This is a genomic window from Trueperella bernardiae, assembly GCF_001469025.1.
Classification (GTDB): Bacteria; Actinomycetota; Actinomycetes; order Actinomycetales; family Actinomycetaceae; genus Trueperella; species Trueperella bernardiae.
Genome location: NZ_LNIZ01000004.1, coordinates 24,884 through 47,928, shown reverse-complemented (window position 1 = coordinate 47,928; position 23,045 = coordinate 24,884). Strand labels below are relative to the sequence as shown.

36 protein-coding genes are annotated in these 23,045 nt (G+C 62.6%); 33 read left to right on the top strand and 3 right to left on the bottom strand.

All coding sequences use genetic code 11. The annotated features are described in order from the left end of the window. Window positions 1–55 precede the first annotated feature (55 nt). From fusA to rplQ, 33 genes are all read left to right on the top strand, one after another. Window positions 56–2,125 carry an elongation factor G gene (fusA, locus tag AQZ59_RS05020; RefSeq protein WP_062613585.1) on the top strand — a complete coding sequence of 690 codons (2,070 nt, stop codon included), beginning with the start codon at window positions 56–58 and terminating at the stop codon, window positions 2,123–2,125. Window positions 2,126–2,232: 107 nt separating this feature from the next. Beyond that, entirely contained in the window at window positions 2,233–3,423 is a 1,191-nt protein-coding gene (tuf, locus tag AQZ59_RS05015) for an elongation factor Tu (protein WP_062613584.1), read from the top strand. A 221-nt stretch (window positions 3,424–3,644) separates the two neighbouring features. Next, entirely contained in the window at window positions 3,645–4,277 is a 633-nt protein-coding gene (locus AQZ59_RS05010) for an HAD family hydrolase (RefSeq protein WP_062613583.1), read from the top strand. Window positions 4,278–4,644: 367 nt separating this feature from the next. Beyond that, on the top strand, window positions 4,645–4,953 hold the full coding sequence (rpsJ, locus tag AQZ59_RS05005) for a 30S ribosomal protein S10 (protein ID WP_024963332.1): 309 nt from the start codon (window positions 4,645–4,647) through the stop codon (window positions 4,951–4,953). 11 nt (window positions 4,954–4,964) lie between these two features. Further along, the gene (rplC, locus tag AQZ59_RS05000; RefSeq protein WP_062613582.1) at window positions 4,965–5,627 is read left to right on the top strand and encodes a 50S ribosomal protein L3; all 663 of its coding nucleotides are present in this window, start codon (window positions 4,965–4,967) and stop codon (window positions 5,625–5,627) included. 2 nt (window positions 5,628–5,629) lie between these two features. Then, a complete protein-coding gene (rplD, locus tag AQZ59_RS04995; RefSeq protein WP_062613581.1) occupies window positions 5,630–6,268 on the top strand; it encodes a 50S ribosomal protein L4 in 639 nt (212 codons plus the stop codon). Then, window positions 6,265–6,576, top strand: a complete 312-nt coding sequence (rplW, locus tag AQZ59_RS04990; protein WP_236698671.1) for a 50S ribosomal protein L23 — start codon at window positions 6,265–6,267, stop codon at window positions 6,574–6,576. The genes rplD and rplW overlap by 4 nt, the downstream gene beginning before the upstream one ends. Window positions 6,577–6,603: 27 nt before the next feature. Next, window positions 6,604–7,443, top strand: a complete 840-nt coding sequence (gene rplB / locus AQZ59_RS04985) for a 50S ribosomal protein L2 (protein WP_062613579.1) — start codon at window positions 6,604–6,606, stop codon at window positions 7,441–7,443. A 12-nt stretch (window positions 7,444–7,455) separates the two neighbouring features. Continuing rightward, the gene (gene rpsS / locus AQZ59_RS04980) at window positions 7,456–7,737 is read left to right on the top strand and encodes a 30S ribosomal protein S19 (RefSeq protein WP_024963327.1); all 282 of its coding nucleotides are present in this window, start codon (window positions 7,456–7,458) and stop codon (window positions 7,735–7,737) included. A gap of 18 nt (window positions 7,738–7,755) precedes the next feature. Continuing rightward, window positions 7,756–8,109, top strand: a complete 354-nt coding sequence (gene rplV, locus AQZ59_RS04975) for a 50S ribosomal protein L22 (protein ID WP_062613578.1) — start codon at window positions 7,756–7,758, stop codon at window positions 8,107–8,109. 2 nt (window positions 8,110–8,111) lie between these two features. Next, window positions 8,112–8,933: a 30S ribosomal protein S3 gene (gene rpsC, locus AQZ59_RS04970; protein WP_062613577.1), complete on the top strand. Its 822-nt coding sequence runs from the start codon at window positions 8,112–8,114 to the stop codon at window positions 8,931–8,933. Window positions 8,934–8,938: 5 nt separating this feature from the next. Beyond that, window positions 8,939–9,355 carry a 50S ribosomal protein L16 gene (gene rplP, locus AQZ59_RS04965; protein ID WP_062613576.1) on the top strand — a complete coding sequence of 139 codons (417 nt, stop codon included), beginning with the start codon at window positions 8,939–8,941 and terminating at the stop codon, window positions 9,353–9,355. After that, the gene (gene rpmC, locus AQZ59_RS04960) at window positions 9,355–9,588 is read left to right on the top strand and encodes a 50S ribosomal protein L29 (RefSeq protein WP_062613575.1); all 234 of its coding nucleotides are present in this window, start codon (window positions 9,355–9,357) and stop codon (window positions 9,586–9,588) included. Before rplP ends, rpmC begins: the two co-directional genes overlap by 1 nt. Before the next feature lie 10 nt (window positions 9,589–9,598). Next, window positions 9,599–9,880, top strand: coding sequence for a 30S ribosomal protein S17 (gene rpsQ / locus AQZ59_RS04955; protein ID WP_062613574.1), 282 nt, complete (start codon window positions 9,599–9,601; stop codon window positions 9,878–9,880). An 81-nt stretch (window positions 9,881–9,961) separates the two neighbouring features. Next, a complete protein-coding gene (rplN, locus tag AQZ59_RS04950) occupies window positions 9,962–10,330 on the top strand; it encodes a 50S ribosomal protein L14 (RefSeq protein WP_062613573.1) in 369 nt (122 codons plus the stop codon). 1 nt (window position 10,331) lies between these two features. Continuing rightward, window positions 10,332–10,670 carry a 50S ribosomal protein L24 gene (gene rplX / locus AQZ59_RS04945; protein ID WP_062613572.1) on the top strand — a complete coding sequence of 113 codons (339 nt, stop codon included), beginning with the start codon at window positions 10,332–10,334 and terminating at the stop codon, window positions 10,668–10,670. Beyond that, window positions 10,667–11,212: a 50S ribosomal protein L5 gene (rplE, locus tag AQZ59_RS04940; protein ID WP_062613571.1), complete on the top strand. Its 546-nt coding sequence runs from the start codon at window positions 10,667–10,669 to the stop codon at window positions 11,210–11,212. The genes rplX and rplE overlap by 4 nt, the downstream gene beginning before the upstream one ends. Further along, window positions 11,212–11,397, top strand: coding sequence for a type Z 30S ribosomal protein S14 (locus AQZ59_RS04935; RefSeq protein WP_024963318.1), 186 nt, complete (start codon window positions 11,212–11,214; stop codon window positions 11,395–11,397). Before rplE ends, AQZ59_RS04935 begins: the two co-directional genes overlap by 1 nt. Window positions 11,398–11,452: 55 nt before the next feature. Then, the gene (gene rpsH / locus AQZ59_RS04930) at window positions 11,453–11,851 is read left to right on the top strand and encodes a 30S ribosomal protein S8 (RefSeq protein WP_062613570.1); all 399 of its coding nucleotides are present in this window, start codon (window positions 11,453–11,455) and stop codon (window positions 11,849–11,851) included. A 14-nt stretch (window positions 11,852–11,865) separates the two neighbouring features. Next, window positions 11,866–12,402: a 50S ribosomal protein L6 gene (rplF, locus tag AQZ59_RS04925; protein WP_062613569.1), complete on the top strand. Its 537-nt coding sequence runs from the start codon at window positions 11,866–11,868 to the stop codon at window positions 12,400–12,402. Beyond that, window positions 12,402–12,758, top strand: a complete 357-nt coding sequence (rplR, locus tag AQZ59_RS04920) for a 50S ribosomal protein L18 (protein ID WP_062613568.1) — start codon at window positions 12,402–12,404, stop codon at window positions 12,756–12,758. The genes rplF and rplR overlap by 1 nt, the downstream gene beginning before the upstream one ends. Before the next feature lie 22 nt (window positions 12,759–12,780). Then, window positions 12,781–13,470: a 30S ribosomal protein S5 gene (rpsE, locus tag AQZ59_RS04915; protein ID WP_062613567.1), complete on the top strand. Its 690-nt coding sequence runs from the start codon at window positions 12,781–12,783 to the stop codon at window positions 13,468–13,470. Next, the gene (rpmD, locus tag AQZ59_RS04910; RefSeq protein ID WP_062613566.1) at window positions 13,467–13,646 is read left to right on the top strand and encodes a 50S ribosomal protein L30; all 180 of its coding nucleotides are present in this window, start codon (window positions 13,467–13,469) and stop codon (window positions 13,644–13,646) included. The genes rpsE and rpmD overlap by 4 nt, the downstream gene beginning before the upstream one ends. After that, the gene (gene rplO, locus AQZ59_RS04905) at window positions 13,646–14,119 is read left to right on the top strand and encodes a 50S ribosomal protein L15 (protein WP_062613565.1); all 474 of its coding nucleotides are present in this window, start codon (window positions 13,646–13,648) and stop codon (window positions 14,117–14,119) included. The genes rpmD and rplO overlap by 1 nt, the downstream gene beginning before the upstream one ends. Before the next feature lie 218 nt (window positions 14,120–14,337). Beyond that, window positions 14,338–15,624: a preprotein translocase subunit SecY gene (gene secY / locus AQZ59_RS04900; RefSeq protein WP_062613564.1), complete on the top strand. Its 1,287-nt coding sequence runs from the start codon at window positions 14,338–14,340 to the stop codon at window positions 15,622–15,624. Next, entirely contained in the window at window positions 15,621–16,205 is a 585-nt protein-coding gene (locus tag AQZ59_RS04895) for an adenylate kinase (RefSeq protein ID WP_062613563.1), read from the top strand. Before secY ends, AQZ59_RS04895 begins: the two co-directional genes overlap by 4 nt. Next, window positions 16,202–17,029 (top strand): type I methionyl aminopeptidase, encoded by an 828-nt coding sequence (gene map / locus AQZ59_RS04890; protein WP_082661171.1) that lies wholly within the window; start codon window positions 16,202–16,204, stop codon window positions 17,027–17,029. Before AQZ59_RS04895 ends, map begins: the two co-directional genes overlap by 4 nt. A 120-nt stretch (window positions 17,030–17,149) precedes the next feature. Then, a complete protein-coding gene (infA, locus tag AQZ59_RS04885) occupies window positions 17,150–17,371 on the top strand; it encodes a translation initiation factor IF-1 (protein ID WP_062613562.1) in 222 nt (73 codons plus the stop codon). Between the two features lie 40 nt (window positions 17,372–17,411). Next, entirely contained in the window at window positions 17,412–17,525 is a 114-nt protein-coding gene (gene rpmJ, locus AQZ59_RS09145) for a 50S ribosomal protein L36 (RefSeq protein WP_009748913.1), read from the top strand. Window positions 17,526–17,658: 133 nt separating this feature from the next. Further along, a complete protein-coding gene (gene rpsM / locus AQZ59_RS04880; protein WP_062613561.1) occupies window positions 17,659–18,027 on the top strand; it encodes a 30S ribosomal protein S13 in 369 nt (122 codons plus the stop codon). A gap of 17 nt (window positions 18,028–18,044) precedes the next feature. Next, complete coding sequence (gene rpsK / locus AQZ59_RS04875; RefSeq protein ID WP_062613560.1) at window positions 18,045–18,437, top strand: 30S ribosomal protein S11; 393 nt, start codon at window positions 18,045–18,047, stop codon at window positions 18,435–18,437. Between the two features lie 110 nt (window positions 18,438–18,547). Then, window positions 18,548–19,543: a DNA-directed RNA polymerase subunit alpha gene (locus AQZ59_RS04870; protein WP_062613559.1), complete on the top strand. Its 996-nt coding sequence runs from the start codon at window positions 18,548–18,550 to the stop codon at window positions 19,541–19,543. 93 nt (window positions 19,544–19,636) lie between these two features. Next, entirely contained in the window at window positions 19,637–20,143 is a 507-nt protein-coding gene (gene rplQ, locus AQZ59_RS04865) for a 50S ribosomal protein L17 (protein WP_062613558.1), read from the top strand. A 169-nt stretch (window positions 20,144–20,312) separates the two neighbouring features. On the opposite strand, the gene AQZ59_RS04860 is transcribed toward rplQ, so the two are convergent. The 3 genes from AQZ59_RS04860 to AQZ59_RS04850 form a co-directional block, all read right to left on the bottom strand. Continuing rightward, window positions 20,313–21,089, bottom strand: coding sequence for a MerR family transcriptional regulator (locus AQZ59_RS04860; RefSeq protein WP_062613557.1), 777 nt, complete (start codon window positions 21,087–21,089; stop codon window positions 20,313–20,315). A gap of 161 nt (window positions 21,090–21,250) precedes the next feature. Next, the gene (locus AQZ59_RS04855; RefSeq protein ID WP_062613556.1) at window positions 21,251–22,009 is read right to left on the bottom strand and encodes an amino acid ABC transporter ATP-binding protein; all 759 of its coding nucleotides are present in this window, start codon (window positions 22,007–22,009) and stop codon (window positions 21,251–21,253) included. A gap of 44 nt (window positions 22,010–22,053) precedes the next feature. Further along, entirely contained in the window at window positions 22,054–23,031 is a 978-nt protein-coding gene (locus AQZ59_RS04850) for an amino acid ABC transporter permease (protein WP_062613555.1), read from the bottom strand. Window positions 23,032–23,045: the final 14 nt, after the last annotated feature.

Sequence of the window (23,045 nt, the reverse complement as noted above, 5' to 3'; positions counted from 1 at the left end):
AAACGTGGCACATACACCACAGAAGGATCTGAACAAGGTCCGCAACATCGGCATTATGGCGCACATCGACGCTGGTAAGACCACCACGACCGAGCGCATTCTGTTCTACACCGGCCTGAACTACAAGATGGGCGAGACGCACGACGGTGCGTCCACCACCGACTGGATGGAGCAGGAGAAGGAGCGCGGCATCACGATTACGTCGGCTGCCGTCACCACCTTCTGGCACAACAACCAGATCAACATCATCGACACCCCCGGCCACGTGGACTTCACGGTTGAGGTGGAGCGCTCGCTGCGCGTCCTCGACGGCGCCGTTGCGGTGTTCGACGGCAAGGAAGGCGTGGAGCCGCAGTCTGAGACCGTGTGGCGTCAGGCTGACAAGTACAACGTCCCGCGCATCTGCTTCATCAACAAGATGGACAAGATGGGCGCCGACTTCGATCACGCCGTGCAGACCATCCGCGATCGCCTCAAGGCGACCCCGCTGGTCATGGCCTTCCCGATCGGTGCTGAGTCAGACCTGTCCGGTGTCGTTGACGTCCTGAACAAGAAGGCGCTGCGCTTCCCGGCCAAGGACGACAAGGGCAACGACACGATGGGCTCCATCGTTGTCGAAGAGGAAATCCCAGCCGAGCTCGCGGACAAGGCGGAGGAACTCTACAACGAGCTGGTTGAGACCGTGGCCGAGACCGACGAGGCCCTTCTGGAGAAGTACCTCGGCGGCGAGGAGATCACGGTTGACGAGCTCAAGGCCGGCATCCGTAAGCTCACGATCGCTGGCGAGCTCTACCCGATCTTCGCCGGTTCGGCCTACAAGAACATTGGCGTGCAGCCGGTGCTCGACGCCGTCGTTGACTTCCTGCCCTCGCCGCTCGACATCGGCCTCATCAAGGGCATGGATGTCAAGGACGAGGAGGTTGTGATCGAGCGCAAGCCCGCGACGTCCGAGCCGTTCGCGGCTCTGGCGTTCAAGATCGCCGCGCACCCGTTCTTCGGCCGTCTGACCTACGTCCGCGTCTACGCGGGCAAGATCGAGCCGGGCGACCAGATCCTCAACGCCTCCAAGGGCAAGAAGGAGCGCGTGTCGAAGATCTTCCAGATGCACTCCAACAAGGAGCAGCCGGTGGATTCGGCGTCGGCAGGTAACATCTACGCCGTCATCGGCCTGAAGGACACGACGACGGGCGACTCCCTTTCCGCGATCGACGCCCCGATGCTGCTCGAGTCGATGACCTTCCCGGACCCGGTGATCCACGTGGCCGTTGAGCCCAAGTCGAAGGCCGACCAGGAGAAGCTCGGCATCGCTATCCAGAAGCTCGCCGAAGAAGATCCGACCTTCACCGTCCGCCTGGACGAGGAGTCCGGCCAGACCGTCATCGGCGGCATGGGCGAGCTCCACCTTGACGTGCTCGTGGACCGCATGAAGCGCGAATTCAAGGTCGAGGCGAACGTCGGTGCGCCGATGGTTGCTTACCGCGAGACCATTCGCGGCAAGGCCGAGCACATCGAGTACACCCACAAGAAGCAGACGGGTGGTTCCGGCCAGTTCGCGAAGGTCATCGTCACCTTCGAGCCGCTGGAGGAGAACGAAGAGGGCGTCACCTACGAGTTCGTGGACGAGGTCACGGGTGGCCGCGTCCCGCGCGAGTACATCCCGTCGGTCGACCAGGGTATCCAGGCGGCCATGGAGAACGGTGTGCTTGCCGGCTTCCCGATGGTGAACGTGAAGGCCACGCTTGAGGACGGCGCCTACCACGACGTCGACTCCTCGGAGATGGCGTTCAAGATCGCCGGCCAGATGGTGTTCCGCGAGGGCATCAAGCGAGCCAAGCCGATCATTCTCGAGCCGATCATGGATGTCGAAGTCCGTACCCCGGAGGAGTACATGGGTGACGTCATCGGTGATCTCAACTCCCGTCGTGGCCAGATCGCCTCGATGGAGGATGCCACTGGCGTCAAGATCGTCCGCGCTCTGGTTCCGCTTTCCGAAATGTTCGGTTACGTCGGCGACCTGCGTTCCAAGACGCAGGGCCGCGCCGTGTACACCATGCAGTTCGCGAAGTATCAGGAAGTTCCGAAGAACGTTTCGGACGAGATCATCCAGAAGGCTCACGGCGAGTAAGCCGCTGGAATTTACAAGTAAGTAGCAGAAAAGTAAGATTCATTTAGCGGTGCGCGCCCAGGCGTGCGATCAAGCTAAAGAGTCAATCTAGTCCCAGGAGGGCGCAAGTGGCCAAGGCCAAGTACGACAAGTCCAAGCCGCACATGAACGTCGGCACCATCGGTCACGTCGATCACGGTAAGACGACGACGACCGCCGCTATCACCAAGGTGCTGGCGGACAAGTACCCGGAACTGAACGAGTTCACCCCGTTCGACAAGGTCGACAACGCTCCGGAAGAGCGTCAGCGTGGTATTACCATCAACGTCTCCCACGTTGAGTACCAGACGCCGAAGCGTCACTACGCGCACGTTGACGCCCCGGGCCACGCCGACTACATCAAGAACATGATTACCGGTGCTGCTCAGATGGACGGCGCCATCCTCGTTGTGGCCGCAACCGACGGCCCGATGGCGCAGACCCGCGAGCACGTCCTGCTCGCCCGCCAGGTTGGCGTGCCGGACATCATCGTTGCGCTGAACAAGTGCGACATGGTTGACGATCCGGAGCTCATCGAGCTCGTCGAGATGGAGGTCCGTGACCTCCTGTCCTCGCAGGATTACGACGGCGACAACGCCCCCGTGGTCCAGATCTCCTCTCTGAAGGCTCTTGAGGGCGAGGAGAAGTGGGTTAGCTCCGTCCTCGAGCTCATGGACGCCGTGGATTCCTACTTCCCGGATCCGGTCCGCGACCTCGACAAGCCGTTCCTCATGCCGATTGAGGACGTCTTCACCATCACCGGCCGTGGCACCGTGGTGACCGGCCGTGTCGAGCGTGGTCTGCTCAACATCAACGAGGAAGTCGAGATCCTCGGCATCCGCGCCCCGCAGAAGACCACCGTCACCGGTATCGAGATGTTCCACAAGCAGATGGATCACGCCGACGCCGGCGAGAACTGTGGTCTGCTCCTGCGCGGCACCCGCCGTGAGGACGTGGAGCGTGGCCAGGTTGTTGCCAAGCCGGGTACCATTACCCCGCACACCAACTTCGAGGCTCAGGTCTACATCCTGAAGAAGGAGGAGGGCGGTCGTCACAACCCGTTCTTCACCAACTACCGTCCGCAGTTCTACTTCCGTACCACGGACGTCACCGGCGTCATCACGCTGCCCGAGGGCACCGAGATGGTCATGCCTGGCGACAACACCGAGATGACGGTCGAACTCATCCAGCCGATCGCCATGGAGGAGGGCCTCGGCTTCGCTATCCGTGAGGGTGGCCGCACCGTTGGCTCAGGTCGAGTCACCAAGATCATCAAGTAATCTTCTGATTGCTTGAGTGGGCCCCAGCTTCGGCTGGGGCCCACTGCTATTCCCGCGGGTGTCGGCCGGGATGTTGGCCCGGCGTGTTGGCCCGGTGTATTCCACGCGGGGGCCAGCACGTTGCCGGCCCGTGTGCGGCCGACCCGCACATGAGCGGTCCGCACGTGAGTGGCTGCCGGGCCCGGATCGCTCCTGTCGGCGGGCCACGATAGGATGGCGGCATGAATCTGGACTTCCTTGGAAAGCTGCCCGCCGCCGTCTTGTGGGACATGGACGGCACGATTGTTGACACGGAGTGGGCGTGGGGTGAGCTGTCCGAGGACGTGGTGAAGGCAGCCGGCGGGGTGTGGGGGAGTGAGGACACCGAGTTCATCCTCGGCGCCTCCACCTTGGATCACGCGAACCGGCTTGCCGACGCCGTCGAGCGTGGCGGTAAGCCGCGGCCAGAGCCGATGGAGATTTTCGGCGAGCTCACTGAGCTTATGGCCGAGCGGGCCTACCCGTTCGTGGAGTTGTTGCCGGGAGTGCGTGAGCTGCTCGTTGCCTTCCGCGAGGCGGGGATTGCCCAAGCGCTAGTGACGGCCACGCCGAAGGATCTGGTGGACATCGCACTTGAGAGCTTGGGGGAGACGTACTTCAATACCGTCGTGACGGGTAGTGACGACGTGCCCGGCAAACCCGATCCGGGGCCCTACCTCCTGGGAGCCAGGAGACTCGGGGTCGAGGCGGCCGACTGCCTTGTCTTCGAAGACTCCCGGGCGGGCCTGGCGGCGGCGCGGGCGAGCGGGGCCGACGTTGTCGATGTCAATGACACCCCACCGGCAGAGTTCGCGCGGCGGGCCGGGCTGCTTTAGGGTCGGGCAACTCTAGAGCCAGGCAGTTCTAGCCCCGACCCTGTCAGCCGCTTCACAGGGGGCTACCCTAGTCGGGGTCGGCGTGCGGTGTTAAGATAGATCCCCGGACAGAACTCCACACCGCGCCCCGCGCGTGTGATTGGCCACCATCGCCGGCTGAAGTTGGCGAAGGCCGGGGAAGATACGTCATACTAGTAAAGTTGCTCGGGACGACCGGGCGAGTGAACTTGGCCGAAGGCAGAAAGCATTCGGTACATAAAATGGGTTCGCAAAACCACATAGGGCTTCGTTTGTTACCTCCATCAGGTGCGACACGCCCGACTGCGGGGGACGTGAACACCGAAGGTAGAGAGAGGGAGACGACGCCATGGCGGGACAGAAGATCCGCATCCGTCTGAAGTCATATGACCACGAGGTCATCGACAACGCAGCGAAAAAGCTCGTCGACGAAGTTACCCGTACTGGAGCGTCGGTTGTGGGACCGGTGCCGCTGCCCACGAAGCGCAGCGTTTTTACCGTGATTCGTTCGCCCCACAAGTACAAGGACAGTCGCGAACAGTTCGAAATGCGTACGCATAAGCGACTGATCGATATTGTCGATCCGACCCTGAAGACAATTGACACCCTGCGTCGCCTGGATCTCCCGGCAGATGTCAGCGTCGAGATCAAGCTCTGAGGTAACGCATCATGACAAAGAACAAGACCGCCGCAGCGCCCGTGAAGGCGCTCCTCGGCGTTAAGCTAGGAATGACCCAGGTGTGGGACGAGAACGCTAATCTCGTTCCGGTTACCGTGGTCAAGGTTGGCAAGAACGTTGTCACCCAGATTCGCACCATGGACACCGACGGCTACGAGGCCCTGCAGATCGCCTCGGGCGAGCTGAAGAACAAGAACGTCACCAAGCCGCTCGCGGGCCACTTCGAGAAGGCCGGCGTCGAGCCTCGCCGTTTCGTTGCTGAGATCCGCACCTCCGACGCCGGCGAGTACACGCTCGGCCAGGAGCTCGGCGTGGAGCTGTTCGAGGCCGGCCAGAGCGTCGACGTCGTCGGCAAGTCGAAGGGCAAGGGATTCGCTGGCACGATGAAGCGTCACGGCTTCGCCGGCGTCTCCGCCTCGCACGGTGCGCACCGCAACCACCGCAAGCCCGGTTCGATCGGCGCTTCGGCAACCCCCGGTCGCGTCTTCCGCGGCCAGAAGATGTCTGGACGCATGGGCAACGCCCGCGTCACCGTCCAGAACCTGACCATTCACGCCGTTGACACCGAGAACGATCTTCTCCTTGTCTCGGGCGCTATCCCCGGCAACAAGGGTGGCGTCGTCGTGATCCGTACTGCCGCGAAGGGAGCCTAACGATGGCGGACCTCAAGGTTGACGTTATTGATCTGACCGGCAAGAAGGCCGGCAACGTGGAACTCGACTCGGCCGTCTTCGGTCTCGAGCCGAACATTCCGCTGCTTCACCAGGTGGTTAACGCCCAGCTCGCCGCTCGTCGCGCGGGTACCGCGAAGACCAAGACCCGCGGTGAGGTTTCCGGCGGCGGCATCAAGCCGTGGCGCCAGAAGGGCACCGGCCGCGCCCGCCAGGGCTCGATCCGTGCGCCGCACTGGACCGGCGGCGGCGTCGTTCACGGCCCTGTCCCGCGCGACTACTCGCAGCGCACCCCCAAGAAGATGATCGCTGCCGCTCTGCGTCAGTCGCTCTCGGATCGTGCCAAGCATGACCGCGTGCACATCGTCAAGGGCTTCGTGGAGGGCGACAAGCCGTCCACCAAGGTCGCACTCAAGTTCCTGCTCGAGGTGACCGAGGGTCGCAAGGCGCTGGTCGTCGTCGATCGCACGGACGAGCTGACGATCCTGTCGCTGCGTAACGCCCAGGAAGCACACTTGCTCTACTTTGACCAGCTCAACGCGTACGACGTCCTCGTCGCCGACGACGTCGTGTTCACCGAAGCTGCTTACGAGGCATGGACGAACAAGGAGGAGACGAAGTGACTCACGCTGCGTTCCAGAACAAGGATCCTCGCGACGTCATCATCGAGCCGGTAGCCTCCGAAAAGGCCGCCCGCCTCGAGGACGAGGGCAAGTACACGTTCATCGTTGACCCGCGCGCCAACAAGACCGAGATCAAGATCGCGATCGAGAAGATCTTCGGTGTCAAGGTTGCTTCGGTTAACACCCAGAACCGTCAGGGCAAGGCCCGCCGCACTCGCGATGGCATTGGCCGCCGCAAGGCCACCAAGCGCGCCATCGTCACCCTGCGCGAGGGCACCATCGACATCTACGGCGATATCGTCGGCTAAGCCGACGGGAAGTATTGAGGAACACTCATGGGAATTCGCAAGTACAAGCCGACGACCCCGGGTCGTCGCGGTTCGAGCGTTGCCGACTTCGTCGAGATCACCCGATCTACGCCGGAGAAGTCGCTGCTGCGCCCGCTGCCGAAGACCGGTGGTCGTAACAACCACGGTCGTATCACCACGCGTCACATCGGTGGTGGCCACAAGCGCCAGTACCGCGTGATCGATTTCCGTCGTCACGACAAGGACGGCGTGCCCGCCAAGGTCGCTCACATCGAGTACGATCCGAACCGCACCGCGCGCATCGCGCTGCTGCACTACGTCGACGGCGAGAAGCGCTACATCCTCGCCCCCGAAGGCGTCAAGCAGGGCACGATGGTGGAGAACGGTCCGAACGCGGACATCAAGCCCGGCAACAACCTCCCGATCCGTAACATCCCGATCGGTACGATTATCCACGCCGTGGAGCTCCGCCCGGGTGGCGGCGCCAAGATCGCCCGCTCGGCCGGCTCGTCCGTCCAGCTGGTCGCGAAGGAAGGTAAGTACGCCCACCTGCGCCTGCCGTCGGGCGAAATCCGCCTGGTCGACACCCGCTGCCGCGCCACCGTTGGTGAGGTCGGCAACGCCGAGCAGTCGAACATCAACTGGGGCAAGGCTGGCCGCATGCGCTGGAAGGGCGTCCGCCCGACCGTCCGCGGTGTCGTCATGAACCCGTTCGACCACCCGCACGGTGGTGGCGAGGGCAAGACGTCCGGTGGACGTCACCCGGTCTCCCCGTGGGGCCAGAAGGAATCTCGCACCCGTCATCCGAACAAGCCCAGCGACAAGCTCATCGTGCGCCGTCGCAAGACCGGCAAGAAGTCTCGATAGGAGTAGTCAGCTATGCCGCGTAGTTTGAAGAAGGGCCCCTTCGTCGACGATCACCTTCAGAAGAAGGTTGATGAGCAGAACGAGAAGGGCACCCACAACGTCATCAAGACCTGGTCGCGCCGTTCGGTCATCACCCCGGACTTCCTTGGTCACACGTTCGCAGTCCACGACGGCCGCAAGCATGTGCCGGTGTTCATCACCGAGTCCATGGTCGGCCACAAGCTCGGCGAATTCGCTCCGACTCGCACCTTCAAGGGTCACGAGAAGGACGATCGCAAGGGCCGTCGCCGATAAGGCAGGAGAGGCAGAATAATGGAAGCAAAGGCACAGGCGCGCTACGTCCGCGTCACGCCGCAGAAGGCTCGCCGAGTGATCAACGAGATCCGCGGTTTGAATGCAACCAACGCCTTGGACGTGCTCGAGTTTGCACCCCAGGCTGTTGCCCGCGACGTTCGCAAGATCGTCCAGTCGGCAATCGCGAACGCCCGTTACGCAGCCGGCCAGGCCGGCGAGCGCTTCGATGAGTCCGCTCTCGAGATCCTCGAGACCTACGTGGATGAGGGCCCGACCATGAAGCGCATCCAGCCGCGCGCCCAGGGGCGTGCGAATCGGATCATGAAGCGTACGAGTCACATCACCGTCATCGTCGGAACCAAGGAGGCCTAAGAATGGGACAGAAAGTTAATCCGGTAGGTTTCCGTCTTGGTATCACCACGGACCACCGCTCGAAGTGGTTCACGGACTCCAACGAGGCCGGCAAGACCTACGCCGACTTCCTCGGTGAGGACATCAAGATCCGCAAGATGATCGAGAAGAACCTCGAGCGCGCGGGCGTGTCCCGCGTCAACATCGAGCGTCGCAACGAGCGCGTGGTCATCGACATCCACACCGCTCGCCCCGGCATCGTCATCGGCCGCCGTGGCGCCGAGGCTGACCGCCTCCGCCAGGACCTGGAGAAGCTGACCGGCAAATCCGTCCAGCTCAATATCCTCGAGGTTAAGAACCCGGAAGCCGACGCCCAGCTCGTGGCTCAGGGCATCGCCGAGCAGCTCGCATCCCGCGTTTCCTTCCGGCGCGCCATGCGCAAGGGCATCCAGTCCGCGCAGCGCGCCGGTGCCAAGGGCATCCGCGTGCAGTGCTCCGGCCGTCTCGGCGGCGCCGAGATGTCCCGCTCGGAGTTCTACCGTGAGGGCCGTGTGCCGCTGCACACCCTGCGCGCCAACATCGACTACGGCTTCTACGAGGCCCGCACCACCTTCGGCCGCATCGGCGTGAAGGTGTGGATCTACCGCGGTGACGTCACCGACGTCGAGTACTACCGCTCCCTGACCGAGGCCCCGCGTGGTCGCGGCGGCCGTGGCCGTGGCGAGCGCCGTGGTGAGCGTCGTGGCGGTAACCGTGGTCGTCAGAATCAGGCCGAGCAGGCCACCACCGAGGCGCCCGCCGCTCCGGCAGCTGAGGCGCCCGCTACCCAGGAAACGGAGGCCTGAGTTACATGCTCATTCCCCGCCGAACCAAGCATCGCAAGCAGCACCGCCCGAACCGTCATGGCATGGCCAAGGGTGGCACCACCCTGGCTTTCGGTGAGTACGGCATCCAGGCTCTCGAGCCGGCCTACGTGACCAACCGCCAGATCGAGGCTGCCCGTATCGCGATGACCCGTCACGTCAAGCGAGGCGGCAAGGTCTGGATCAACATCTTCCCGGATCGCCCGCTTACGAAGAAGCCGGCCGAAACCCGTATGGGTTCTGGTAAGGGCTCAGTCGAATGGTGGGTTGCCAACGTCAAGCCCGGCCGCGTTCTGTTCGAGCTGGCCGGTGTTGACGAGCAGCTGGCTCGTGAGGCCATGTCCCGCGCCCAGCACAAGCTCCCCATGAAGACTCGTTTTATTACCCGTGAGGATGGTGAATAATGGCTAAGGGCATTACCACTGAAGAGCTCGATCAGCTCACCGATGTTGAGCTCGCCGAGCGCCTCCAGGAGGCGAAGGCTGAACTGTTCAACCTTCGTTTCTCGGCCGTGACCCATCGCCTGGAAGACTCCGGCCGTCTGAAGGAGGTGCGTCGCTCCATTGCGCGCATCTACACGGTCGCCCGCGAGCGCGAGCTCGGAATCCGCACCGCCCCGACGGCTAAGAAGAAGTAGAGGAAGCGCGATGAGCGAGCAGGAAAAGAACGTACAGACGCAGCGCAACTACCGCAAGGTTCGCACCGGCTACGTCGTGTCCGACAAGATGGACAAGACCGTCGTGGTCGAGGTCGAAGATCGCCGCAAGCACGCGCTTTACGGCAAGGTCATGACCCGGTCCAAGCGCATCAAGGCTCATGATGAGACGAACGAGGTTCGCGAGGGCGATCTCGTGCGCATCATGGAGACCCGACCGCTGTCCGCGACCAAGCACTTCCGTGTGGTCGAGGTCATCGAGAAGGCCAAGTAATCTCAGGTATCTTTACCTGAGAAAACATCCGTTCGGCAAGGCTCAATATTGAGAACCGGCACGACGACAGGAGATAAGTAAATGATCCAGCAGGAGACGCGACTGAAGATCGCTGATAACACGGGTGCGAAGGAAATTCTTTGCATGCGTGTGCTCGGCGGTTCTGGTCGGCGCTACGCCGGAATTGGCGACGTGATCGTCGCCGCTGTCAAGGATGCAATCCCTGGCGGCAATGTCAAGAAGGGCGACGTGGTCAAGGCCGTCGTCGTCCGCACGAAGAAGCACACGCGCCGTGCAGACGGCTCGTACATTAAGTTCGATGAGAACGCTGCTGTCATTTTGAAGAATGACACCGAGCCGCGCGGCACCCGTATCTTCGGCCCCGTCGCACGCGAGCTTCGCGACAAGCAGTTCATGCGCATCGTTTCGCTCGCGCCGGAGGTGATCTAACATGGCGAAGATCAAGAAGGGTGACCTCGTCCAGGTCATCGCAGGCCGTGACAAGGGCATGCAGGGCCGAGTCCTGCAGGTCCGTGACGATCGCGTCGTGGTTGAGGGCGTCCAGCGCGTCAAGAAGCACACCCGGGTTGGCCGTACCGACCGTGGTGGCACGACCGGTGGCATTGAGACCGTCGAGGCGCCGATTCACATCTCGAACGTGATGCTTGTTGGCCCGGACAAGAAGCCTATCCGCGTGGGATTCCGCGAGGTTGAGGTGGAGCGTAACGGCCGCAAGAAGATCATGCGCGAGCGCATCGGCCGCCGTGGCGGAGAGGAGATCGAGCTGTGACCCCTCGTCTGAAGACCAAGTACCGCGAGGAGATCCTCCCGGCGCTGCAGAAGGAGTTCAACCACACCAACGTGAACAACGTGGGTGGTCTGGACAAGATCGTCGTCAACATGGGCGTGGGCGAAGCCGCTCGCGATTCCAAGATTCTCGACGGCGCGATTGCGGACATCACCGCGATCACCGGCCAGAAGCCCCAGGTGACGAAGGCCCGCAAGTCCATCGCGCAGTTCAAGCTGCGTGAGGGTCAGGCCATCGGTTGCCACGTCACCCTCCGCGGTGACCGCATGTGGGAGTTCCTGGACCGTCTTCTGTCCACCGCGCTGCCGCGCATCCGCGACTTCCGCGGCCTGTCGCCCAAGCAGTTCGACGGCAACGGGAACTACACGTTCGGCCTGACCGAGCAGACCGTGTTCCACGAGATCGACATGGACAAGATTGATCGCGTCCGCGGCATGGATATCACCTTTGTCACCACCGCGACGACCGACGACGAGGGCCGCGCGCTCCTGCGCCACCTCGGCTTCCCGTTCAAGGAGGACTAATGGCAAAGACTGCTCTCAAGCAAAAGGCGGCCCGGAAGCCGAAGTACGCTGTTCGCGCCTACACGCGCTGTCAGCGTTGCGGTCGTCCGCACTCCGTCTACCGTAAGTTCGGCCTGTGCCGAGTCTGTGTTCGTGAGATGGCCCTCGCGGGCGAGCTCCCGGGCGTAAAGAAGGCAAGCTGGTAAGAAACTACGTCGCAGGTCCGGTAAGGAAACCACGACGAGGAAGGGCTGTGGCCCGATGTCTATGACAGACCCCATTGCAGATATGCTCACGCGTCTGCGCAACGCCAACTCGGCGTTCCACGAGTCGGTTGAAATGCCGTACTCGAAGATGAAGGCGTCGATCGCCGACATCCTCAAGCGTGAGGGTTACATCGACGGTTTCACCGTCGAAGACGCCAAGGTGGGCAAGACGCTCACCCTGACCCTGAAGTACGGCCCGAACCGCGAGCGCTCGCTCGCCGGCCTGCGCCGCATTTCGAAGCCGGGACTTCGCGTGTACGCCAAGTCGACCAATCTCCCTCAAGTCCTGGGCGGCCTGGGCGTGGCAATCTTGTCCACGTCCTCCGGCCTCCTCACCGACCGCGAGGCCAAGGACAAGGGCGTAGGTGGGGAAGTCCTCGCCTACATCTGGTAGAAGGAAGGGCTGCAATGTCACGTATTGGTAAGCTCCCAATTTCTATCCCGTCCGGCGTCGACGTCGCCATTGATGGCAACAACGTCAAGGTCAAGGGACCGAAGGGCGAGCTTGAGCTCACCGTCGCGTCCCCGATCGAGGTCAAGGTGGAGGACGGCCAGATCGTCGTCACCCGTCCGAATGACGAGCGCGAGTCGCGTTCGCTTCACGGCCTGACCCGTACCCTCGTGGCTAATAACATCATTGGCGTGACCGAGGGTTACAAGAAGGACCTTGAGATTCACGGTACCGGTTACCGCGTGCTGGCTAAGGGCTCGGACCTCGAGTTCTCCCTCGGCTACTCGCACACGATCCTGGTCAAGGCCACCGAGGGCATCTCCTTCGTGGTTGAAGGGCCGACCAAGTTCTCGGTCGTCGGTATCGACAAGCAGAAGGTTGGCGAGATGGCCGCCTCTATTCGCAAGCTGCGCAAGCCCGAACCATACAAGGGCAAGGGTATTCGTTACGCTGGCGAGCAGGTGCGTCGCAAGGCTGGAAAGGCTGGTAAGTAATGTCTAGTCACAAGTTTGCTGCGCGTAAGCGCCGCCACCAGCGCCTTCGCAAGCGCGTCGTTGGAACCGCTGAGCGTCCCCGTCTGGCCGTCTCCCGTTCGAACCGTCACATGATCGCCCAGGTCATCGACGATTCGGAGGGCAAGACCCTGGCCTACGCCTCCACGCTCGAGGCCGACTTCCCGTCGGACACCGAGGGCAAGGTGGGCGCCGCCCGCATCGTGGGTGAGCGCATTGGTAAGCGCGCGATCGAGGCCGGCGTTTCCGCCGTCGTTCTCGACCGCGGTGGAAACAAGTATCACGGTCGCGTGGCCGCGGTTGCCGATGGCGCCCGCGAAGCCGGCCTGAACCTGTGATCTGAAACGAGAGGATATAGACATGGCTGCAGAGCAGCGTGGACGCCGCTCCGAGGGTGACCGCGAGGAGCGCGGCAACCGCGAGCGTCGCAACGAGCGTCGTACCGATCGTCGCGCAGATGACAGGAATGCCTACATCGAGCGCGTCGTGACCATTAACCGTGTTGCCAAGACCGTCAAGGGCGGCCGTCGCATGGCCTTCACCGCGCTCGTCGTGGTGGGCGATGGCAACGGCACCGTTGGCGTCGGCTACGGCAAGGCCAAGGAAGTGCCGGCCGCTATTGCGAAGGGCACCGAGAAGGCGAAGAAGAACTTCTTCAAGGTTCCGCGCATCGGCACCACCATCCCGCACCTGGTGCAGGGCGAGGACGCCGCCGGCGTCGTCCTCCTGCGTCCGGCGTCCGCCGGTACCGGCGTTATCGCGGGTGGCCCGGTTCGCGCCGTCATGGAGGCCGCTGGCATCCATGACATCCTGTCGAAGTCGCTTGGCTCGTCCAACGCGATCAATATCGTGCACGCCACCGTCGCGGCGCTCAAGCAGCTTGAGCAGCCCGAGGCGGTTGCGGCTCGCCGTGGCCTGCCTGTTGACCAGGTTGCCCCGGCTGCGATGCTCCGGGTCCGTGCCGAGCACGAGGCCAAGGAGCGCGAGGACGCCGAGCTCGAAGCTAAGCGCGAAGAGAACGAGGCTGCCGCCGCAGGAGTTGGTGCATGATGCTGAAGATTACGCAGAAGAAGGGCCTCGTTGGGGCCACGCAGTCCCAGAAGGCGACCATCGCCTCCCTTGGCCTGCACAAGATTCACCAGAGCGTGACCCACCAGGACAACGCCGCGATCCGCGGCCAGGTCCGTAAGGTGACACACCTGGTCGATGTGGAGGAGGTCGAGTAATGACTGATTCGACGACCAAGTCGGAGCCGCTGAAGATTCACGACCTGCGTCCGGCCCCGGGCTCGAACAAAGCCAAGATCCGCGCTGGTCGCGGTGAGGGCGGCAAGCGCGGTAAGACCGCGGGCCGTGGCACCAAGGGTACGCACGCCCGCAACACGGTTCGTCCGGGCTTTGAGGGTGGCCAGATGCCGCTCCACATGCGTCTGCCGAAGCTGCGCGGCTTCAAGAACCCGGCCAAGGTCTACTACCAGGTTGTCAACCTTGACGCCCTGAACGAGTTGTTCCCCGAGGGTGGCGACGTCACCGTCGAGCAGCTCGTGGCCAAGGGCGCGGTTCGCAAGAACCGCCCGGTCAAGATTCTTGGCACCGGTGAGATCACGGTCAAGATCAACGCCGTGGTCGACGCCTGGTCGGCGTCGGCCCAGGCCAAGATCGAGGCCGCTGGCGGAACGCTGGCGAAGCGAGATGCCTAACACTTAGTCAATTGGCCCCCACAACCTGTGGGGGCCAATTGCGTTTCACCGCGATTTGTCGCACATCCGTCCATTTTGGTTATTTGTATCAGGGTGGGAGTAGGTATAGTGAAACGGTGTCTGCCTAGACACCGGCAAGATCTGCATGCGCAGATCTCACGAGCTCGATTGATCGGGCACCACGCGACGGCCCACGGGCTGGCATTTGGAGGATTGTTTTGTTCAAAGCACTGGTATCGGCATTCCGTACACCGGATCTGAGGCGCAAGCTTCTTTTTACGATGTTTATCATGGCGATCTATCGCCTCGGTACCTACATGCCTGCACCGTTTGTGTCGTACGCCAACGTCAAGCAGTGTCTGGACGAGCAGGGTAGCGCTGATCTGTTGACGATGTTGAATATGTTCTCGGGCGGTGGCTTCCTGCAGCTGTCGATCTTCGCCCTGGGCATCATGCCCTACATTACGGCGTCGATTATCGTCCAGCTCATGCGAGTGGTCATCCCGCGCTTCGAGGAGCTACACAAGGAAGGGCAGACCGGTCAGGCGAAGCTGACCGAGTACACCCGTTACCTCACGATCTTTTTGGCTGTCCTCCAGGCCTCGGTGATCGTGTCGGTGGCTAATTCTTCGATCTTCCAGCTGTGCACGGTTGACCCGATCCCGAACGCGAACCCGGGCAAATACCTGCTGACCATCCTCGCGGTGACCGCCGGTACGGGCCTCATCATGTGGCTGGGCGAGCTGATCACCGAGCGCGGAGTTGGCAACGGCATGTCGCTGCTCATCTTCACGGGTATCGCGGCGTCGTTCCCCACGATGCTCACGAACGTCTACCGTTCCGACGGCGGCGTCTCCCGCCTCCTCATCGTGCTCGCGATGTTCCTGGCGATCACGCTCGTGGTCGTGTTCGTGGAGCAGTCCCAGCGTCGCATCCCGGTCCAGTACGCCAAGCGCGTGGTCGGTCGTCGTACTTACGGCGGCACCTCCACCTACATTCCGCTGAAGATCAACATGGCGAACGTGATCCCCGTGATCTTCGCGTCCTCCATCCTTGGCCTGCCGCAAATGATCGCCCAGTTCGGTGACCAGAACTCCGGCTGGACACGCTGGGTGGCGGAGAACTTCTCGCACGGCTCGGGCTGGTACCTGGTCATGTATGCGCTCCTCATCATCTTCTTCGCGTTCTTCTACACCTCCATCACGTTTAACCCGGAGGAGATCGCGGACAACATGAAGCGTTACGGCGGCTTCGTGCCGGGCATACGCGCCGGGCAGCCGACCGCCGACTACCTGCGCTACGTCATTAACCGCATCAACTGGGTGGGTGCGATGTACCTCGCGATTATCGCGCTCATTCCGCAGATCGTCTTCAACTCCATGGGTATTAATTCCCTATCCTTCGGTGGAACGTCGATTATTATTCTCGTGGGCGTCGGCCTCCAGACCGTGAAGGACATCGACGCTCAGCTCCAACAGCGTCACTATGAAGGATTCCTCCGATGAATTACCGTCTCGTCATTGTTGGCCCTCCCGGGGCTGGCAAGGGCACGCAGGCAGCCGGCGTCTCTGAACGCCTGGGCATTCCGTGGCTTTCTACCGGCCAGGCGTTTCGCGACGTCATTACGTCCGGTTCCGAGCTCGGCGATCTGATCGCCTCCTACATCAATGAGGGCAACCTCGTGCCTGACGAGCTGACGGATCGCCTTGTGGCCTCTCGCCTGGATGAAACGGGCGCGGAGAATGGCTTCCTCCTTGATGGGTATCCGCGAACGCTCGCGCAGGTCGAGGCGTTGGACAAGATGCTCGAGGAGCGGGATGCTCCGCTCGACGCCGTGATTGAGCTCGACTTCCCGGAAGAGGCGATCGTGGATCGTCTTCTCAAGCGAGCCGAGGTTGAGGGGCGCGAGGATGACACGGAAGAGGTCATCCGCCACCGTATTGAGGTCTACCACGAGAAGACCCAGCCGCTTTTGGACGTCTACCGCAAGCGCGGGATCCTCGTGCCGATCGACGGCCGCGGCACGATCGAAGAAGTGCGCGACCGCCTGATTGCCGGCTGCCGGGCTTTCCTGGGCTCAAAGTGATCGAGTACAAGTCTGACGCCCAGATCGTCGCCATGCGCAAGGCTGGCCTTGTGGTGGCGGCGATTCACACGGCGTTGCGCGATCAGATTCGTGCGGGCATGACCACGGCGGACCTCGACGCGATTGCCCTCGACGTCCTGCAAGCCCACGGCGCGGTCTCCAATTTTTACGGGTACTACGACTACCCGGGCCAGATTTGCGCGTCGGTCAACGACGTCGTCGTCCACGGTATCCCCGGCCCGCTCGAGTTGCAGCCGGGGGACCTGGTGTCGATGGACTGCGGCGCCGTCGTCGATGGGTGGCACGGGGATGCCGCGATTTCGGTGGTCCTGCCCGGGGGAGACCCGCAGGTGCGGGAGGCGCGCGAGCGGCTGAATGACATCACACGTGAATCGATGTGGGTAGGGATTGCGGCGATGGCCACCGGGAAGCGTGTGGCGGACATCGGCAACGCGATCGACGACTACGTCACCGGCCTCGACGACGCCGACCAGCCCGACATCCTGCTCGACTACGTCGGCCACGGGATTGGCACGTCGATGCATCAGGACCCGGAGGTCCTCAATTATCGCACGTCGGGGCGTAGCCCGAAGCTCAAGCGCGGAATGGTGCTGTGCATCGAGCCGATGCTGGCGGCGGGCAACCAGGCCACGAGCGTCGACGACGACGAGTGGACGGTGCGCACGCAGGACGGCTCGGACGCCTGCCACTGGGAGCACATGGTGGCCAAGCACAAGGGTGGCATCTGGGTGCTGACCGCGCCGGACGGGGGAGTCGGAGGGCTGGCGCCGTACGGCATTGTTCCCGTCCCGCTCGAGGCGTGACGAGATACACCGCGAACGCCCTTTCGAACGGTTGGGCCGATCCCGTAGTATTGAACGTTGGTGCCACGTCGGTACCCGTCGGATCCGTCCGGCGATAGCAATTTCAGTTAAGCGGGGAACATGGCGAAAAAAGAAGGCGTCATCGAGGTAGAGGGCACGGTCACTGAGGCCTTGCCTAACGCGATGTTTCGTGTCGAGTTGGAAAACGGGCATATGGTGCTCGCACACATCTCTGGCAAGATGCGTCAGCACTACATCAGGATCCTTCCGGAAGACCGGGTGGTTGTAGAGCTCACGCCCTACGATCTCAGCCGCGGCCGGATCGTTTATCGCTACAAGTAAACCGCACTCTACCGCCACTTTGGCAACAGGAAGCACCCGAATGAAGGTCAAGCCTAGTGTTAAGAAGATCTGCGACAACTGCAAGGTGATTCGTCGCCACGGTCGCGTCATGGTTATCTGCGATAACCCGCGCCACAAGCAGCGCCAAGGCTAAGTCACAGATCGCGGGGTAACCCGCAGCAATTGCATTACTAGTGCGAAAGCACAACCCTCAGTCCGAAGGCTGAGGCCCGATCAGGGACAGTAATGCTCCACACCTTCGGAAGAAGACAATAGGGAGCCACAACATGGCACGTCTTTCCGGCGTTGATCTCCCGCGCGAAAAGCGCGTCGAGATTGCGCTTACGTACATTTTCGGCATCGGCCGGACCCGTTCTCAGGAGACCCTCGCGGCCACCGGTGTGAATCCGGACATCCGCGTGAAGGATCTGACCGAGGAGGATCTGGTTAAACTCAAGAACCACATCGACGAGCACTACAAGGTCGAGGGCGATCTTCGCCGCGAGATCCAGGCCGACATTCGCCGCAAGGTCGAGATTGGTTGCTACCAGGGTATCCGCCACCGTCGTGGCCTGCCCGTGCACGGTCAGCGTACGAAGACGAACGCGCGTACCCGCAAGGGTCCGAAGCGGACTGTCGCAGGCAAGAAGAAGTAGGGTAGAGGAGTTTAAACATGCCACCTAAGACTCAGCGCCGCCCGCGTAAGGCTGCGCGTAAGAACGTCCTCAACGGACAGGCGCACATCAAGTCCACCTTCAATAACACGATCGTCTCGATCACCGATGCCAAGGGCGAGGTCCTCGCTACGGCGTCGGCGGGCATGGTCGGCTTCAAGGGTTCGCGTAAGTCCACGCCGTACGCCGCTCAGCTCGCCGCTGAGAATGCCGCGCGTCGTGCGATGGACATGGGCCTGAAGAAGGTCGACGTCTTCGTCAAGGGCCCGGGCTCCGGCCGCGAGACCGCGATTCGTTCGCTGACCGCGTCCGGCCTGGAGGTCACCTCGATTTCCGACGTGACCCCGCAGGCGCATAACGGCTGCCGCCCGCCCAAGCGCCGTCGTGTGTGATCGCAGGCCCTTTGGGGCCTCAAGCCGCAGGGCCACGCCCTGCAGGGGATGAACCCACATCAGAGAATCAGGGTGTCATATAGCGGGCACCCGTTGAAAGGACATCACCAGTGATCATTGAACAGCGACCCACGCTGACGGAAGAGAAGCTTTCCGATACACGTTCGCGTTTCACGCTCGACCCGCTCGAGCCCGGCTTCGGCTACACGCTGGGTAACTCCCTGCGTCGTACGCTGCTGTCCTCGATCCCCGGCGCAGCCATCACCTCGATTCACATCGACGGCGTCCTGCACGAGTTCTCGACTGTTCCCGGCTGCAAGGAAGATGTCGCCGAGATCATCTTGAACCTCAAGGAGCTCGTTGTGACCTCCGAGCACGATGAGCCGGTTCTCATGTACCTGCGCAAGCAGGGCCCGGGTCAGGTCCTGGCCTCGGACATCACGCCCCCGTCGGGCGTGGAGATCCACAACCCGGACCTCGTGATCGCCACCCTCAATGAGAAGGGCAAGATCGAGGTTGACCTGACTGTCGAGCGCGGCCGCGGTTACGTGTCCGCTGCGCAGAACAACTCGCCGGATTACGAGATCGGTCGTATTCCGATCGATTCGATCTACTCGCCGGTGGTGAAGGTTTCCTACAAGGTCGAGGCCACGCGTGTGGGCCAGCGTACCGACTTCGACAAGCTCATTGTCGACGTGGAGACCAAGCCGTCCACCCAGCCGCGTGACGCGTTCGCGTCCGCCGGCAAGACCCTTGTCGAGCTCTTTACGCTGTGCACGGAGCTCAATGAAGAGGTGGAGGGCCTGGAGCTCAAGGAAGCCCCTGTTGTCGAGCAGCAGTCCTCGGATCTGCAGCGCCCGATCACGATCCTGAACCTGCCCGCCCGCTCGCAGAATTGCCTGCAGCGCGAGGGCATCCACACGATCGGTGAGCTCGTCATGCGCTCGGAGGCTGACCTCCTCGATATCCGTAACTTCGGCGCCAAGTCGATTGAGGATGTCAAGGATGAGCTGGCCAAGCTCGATCTTCGTCTGAAGGATTCGCCCACGGGCTTCATGTCCGGTTTCGGTGACGACTACGGCATGCAGTTCAGCGACGACGCGTAATTTAGGAATTACCTTCGCCTGGGACTAGGACGCCGCAGGCGAAGGCGCGGAAGAGCTCGCAGAGCTTGCCCGCACAGTTATTGAGGAGTAAATATGCCCAAGCCCGCAAAGGGTCCGCGCCTCGGGGGCAGCCCGTCCCACGAGCGCAAGATTATTGCCAACCTGTGCAAGTCGCTCATCATGAATGAGCAGGTTGTGACCACGGAGGCCCGTGCCAAGCGCGTGCGTCCGCACATCGAGAAGCTCATCACGAAGGCGAAGAAGGGCGACACCTACAACCGTCGCCTCGCCCTCAAGGTCCTCGGCGACCGCGAGGTTGCCTACGTCCTGTTCGAGGAGCTCGCCCCGAAGTTCGCCGAGCGCAACGGTGGCTACACCCGTACCACCAAGCTGCCGAACCGCAAGGGTGACAACGCTCCGATGGCCCTGATCGAGCTCGTTCTCGAGCCGGTCTCGCCCAAGCAGGCCGTTGTCAAGGAGGCCGAGAAGGCTGCCCAGAAGGCCGCTGAGGCTGAGGAGGCCGAGGTTGAGGAGGCCGCAGTCGAGGCCGAGGAGGCCCCGGCTGAGGCTGAGGACGCTCCGGCGGAGGACACCGAGTAAGAAGCTCGCATGAACGATGCCCGGCATAAGCCGGGCATCGTTGTATCACGGGTGCGGTTCGGACCGATTTAAATGAACTGGACGATTCCGGGGTGATCTCCTCATATACGAAGATCTCCCCGGAATCGTCCAAAAGTTTTTAGTGGGTCGAGCCTGACGTCGCTTGAATTCAGACCCACTCGACCCGCTCGAGGTCGACACCGTGGGCTGCCGCGTTGGCGTCGATCACCTGGTGGAGCCAGTGGGTGAGCCCGGGGGCGACGTCGTCGTAGTGGGCGCGGAAGCGCCGGTCAGCGACATAGCCACGCCCAAGGATGACGTGTTTGGCGTGTGTGACGGGGAAGAAGCCCTCGGATAGAAGTGCCCGATGCTCCTCGGCAAGGGCGTTTGCCTCCTCAGAGCCGGGGACGACGCCGGCCTGCACGGCCTGGGCGAGCCGGGTTTCGACGTCGTGCTGGCACCTGGCCACCCTCTCCCAGTCGGCCTTGGTCATGCGGGCTTGGCGCTTGGCTGAGATCTCCCAGTCAGATGTTTCGCCGTAGGCCTCCTCGGCTTCGGCCTGGTAGGCGGGGAAGTTGGCCTCGCCCAGGATTGCGGCGACCTCGTCGACGCTAAGTTCGTGATTGTTCATGGCATCCTCCAGAAGGTAGTCGAGGGCGTCGATCATGCGTGTCAGTTCGCCCTGTTTTTCCATGAGAAGCTGGCGCTGGCGGCGTAGGTGGTCGACGCCGGTACCCGGCCCGGCGAGCAGATCTCGGATCGCGTCAAGGCTCATGCCAGTGGCTCGGTAGGCCATGACCTGCTGGAGACGGGCGATGTCGGTGTCGGAGTAGAGGCGGTAGTCGGACCAGGTGCGCTCGGGAACCACGAGCCCGCGCTCCTCCCAATAGTGGAGCGTTCGTACCGAGATTCCCAGGAGCTGGGCTACGTCACCAACTGTTCTCATATCTCGATCATGGTTCCTGACGCGGCGTGAGGGTCAAGGGAGACTTAGAGTGTGATGAACAGGAACAGTCCGAATGCGCCGGTCATCCCGATGAGTACCCACTTGAACTTGACCAGGATCGCCACGTACTCGCGTAGGAAGGCGGGGCGGCACAGTGCGCGCTAGAGCACCTTCGCCAGGAATTCCTTGGTGCGAGGGTGGGAGGGGTGGTCGAAGACGTCGGCGGGGGTGCCGGATTCGACGATCTGGCCCTCGTCCATAAGGATCACCTGGTCGGAGACTTCGCGGGCGAAGCCGATCTCGTGGGTGACCACCACCATGGTCATGCCCTGGGCGGCGAGGTTTTTCATGACGGCGAGCACCTCGCCCACAAGCTCGGGGTCGAGCGCGGAGGTGGGCTCGTCGAAGAGCATGAGCTCCGGTTGCATGGCGAGCGCCCGGGCGATGGCGACGCGCTGCTGCTGGCCGCCGGAGAGCTCGGCGGGGTAGTGGCTGGCGCGGTCGGCGAGCCCGACCTGGGCGAGCAGCTCCTCGGCGCGCTTCTTCGCGGCCGCTTTCTCCACGCCTTTGACCTGGATCGGGGCCTCCATGACGTTCTCGAGCGCGGTCATGTGCGGGAAGAGGTTGAAGCGCTGGAAGACCATCCCAATTTGCGTGCGCTGGACGGCCACCTGCTTTTCGGTGAGCTCGTGGAGTTTGCCGTCCACCTTCCGGTAGCCCATGAGCTGCCCGTCGACGATGATCGACCCGGCCTGAATCGTCTCCAGTACGTTGATGCACCGCAAGATGGTGGACTTGCCGGAGCCGGAGGGGCCGAGGATGGTGGTGACCGACCCACGCGGCACGTCGAAGCTGACCCCGCGCAGGACGTGGAGGTTGTCGAAGAACTTGTGGACGTCGTGGACCTCAACCATGTTCATAGCGTTCTCTTTTCCCAAAGTCTCAGTTAGCAGGGCGGCGCGCCTTAGGGCGTGTATTCGATCATCGGGTTGTCAACCGTGGTGCCGGCGGCGTTGATCGCGGCCTGGCGCGAGCGGCGTTGCTTGGCCTTTGCGCGCCGGGAGAGCCGGTCGACGTCGCCGTCCTTGACCCCGCGGCCGTAGTAGGCCTCGATGTAGTGCTGGCCGACCATGAGGATAGAGGTGATGGCGAGATACCAGATGACGGCGATGAGCAGCCACGGGATTTGGCGCAGGGAGGCGAAGCCGAGGGCGTTGGTGACGTAGGTAAGGTCGAGGGTGAAGGGGACGGCGGAGACGAGCGAGGTGGTCTTGAGCATGGAGATCGTCTCGTTGCCGGTGGGCGGGATGATGACGCGCATGGCCTGCGGGAACACGATCCGGCGCAGCACCTGGCCGCGCGACATGCCGAGCGCTTTGGCGGCCTCCTCCTGGCCGGCGTCGACAGAGTTGAGGCCGGAGCGGACGATCTCGGACAGGTAGGCGCCCTCGTTGAGGCCGAGCCCGAGCACGGCGTAAATGAACATCGTGCGCTGGAGGTCGCCGGGGACTAGCCGGTTGGGGTTGAGGGTGAAGAAGTTGATGTCCGTCCATGGGATGCCCACGGTAATCGTGGTGAACAGGGTGCCGATGAGACCCCAGAAGATGAGCTGGGTGTAGATCGGGGTGCCGCGGAAGAACCAGATGTAGGCCATCGCCACCCAGCGCAGCACGGGGTTTTGGGAGCGGCGCATGACGGCCATGGTGACGGCAAGGATGATGCCAAGCACCATGGCCCCCACGGTGAGTGCGAGGGTCCAGCCCACCGCCCTGATGACTTCGGGGCGGAAGAGGTTGGCCCACACCACGTCCCAGTGCCAGTTGGGGTTGGTGATGAGCACGTTGATGATCATGAGGGCGAAGATGCCCACGACGACGGCGGAGACGATGCGCCCCCAGTGCCGGACGGGGACGGCGTCGATGATTTCGATGTTGTCGTGCATGGTGTGCTTTCTGA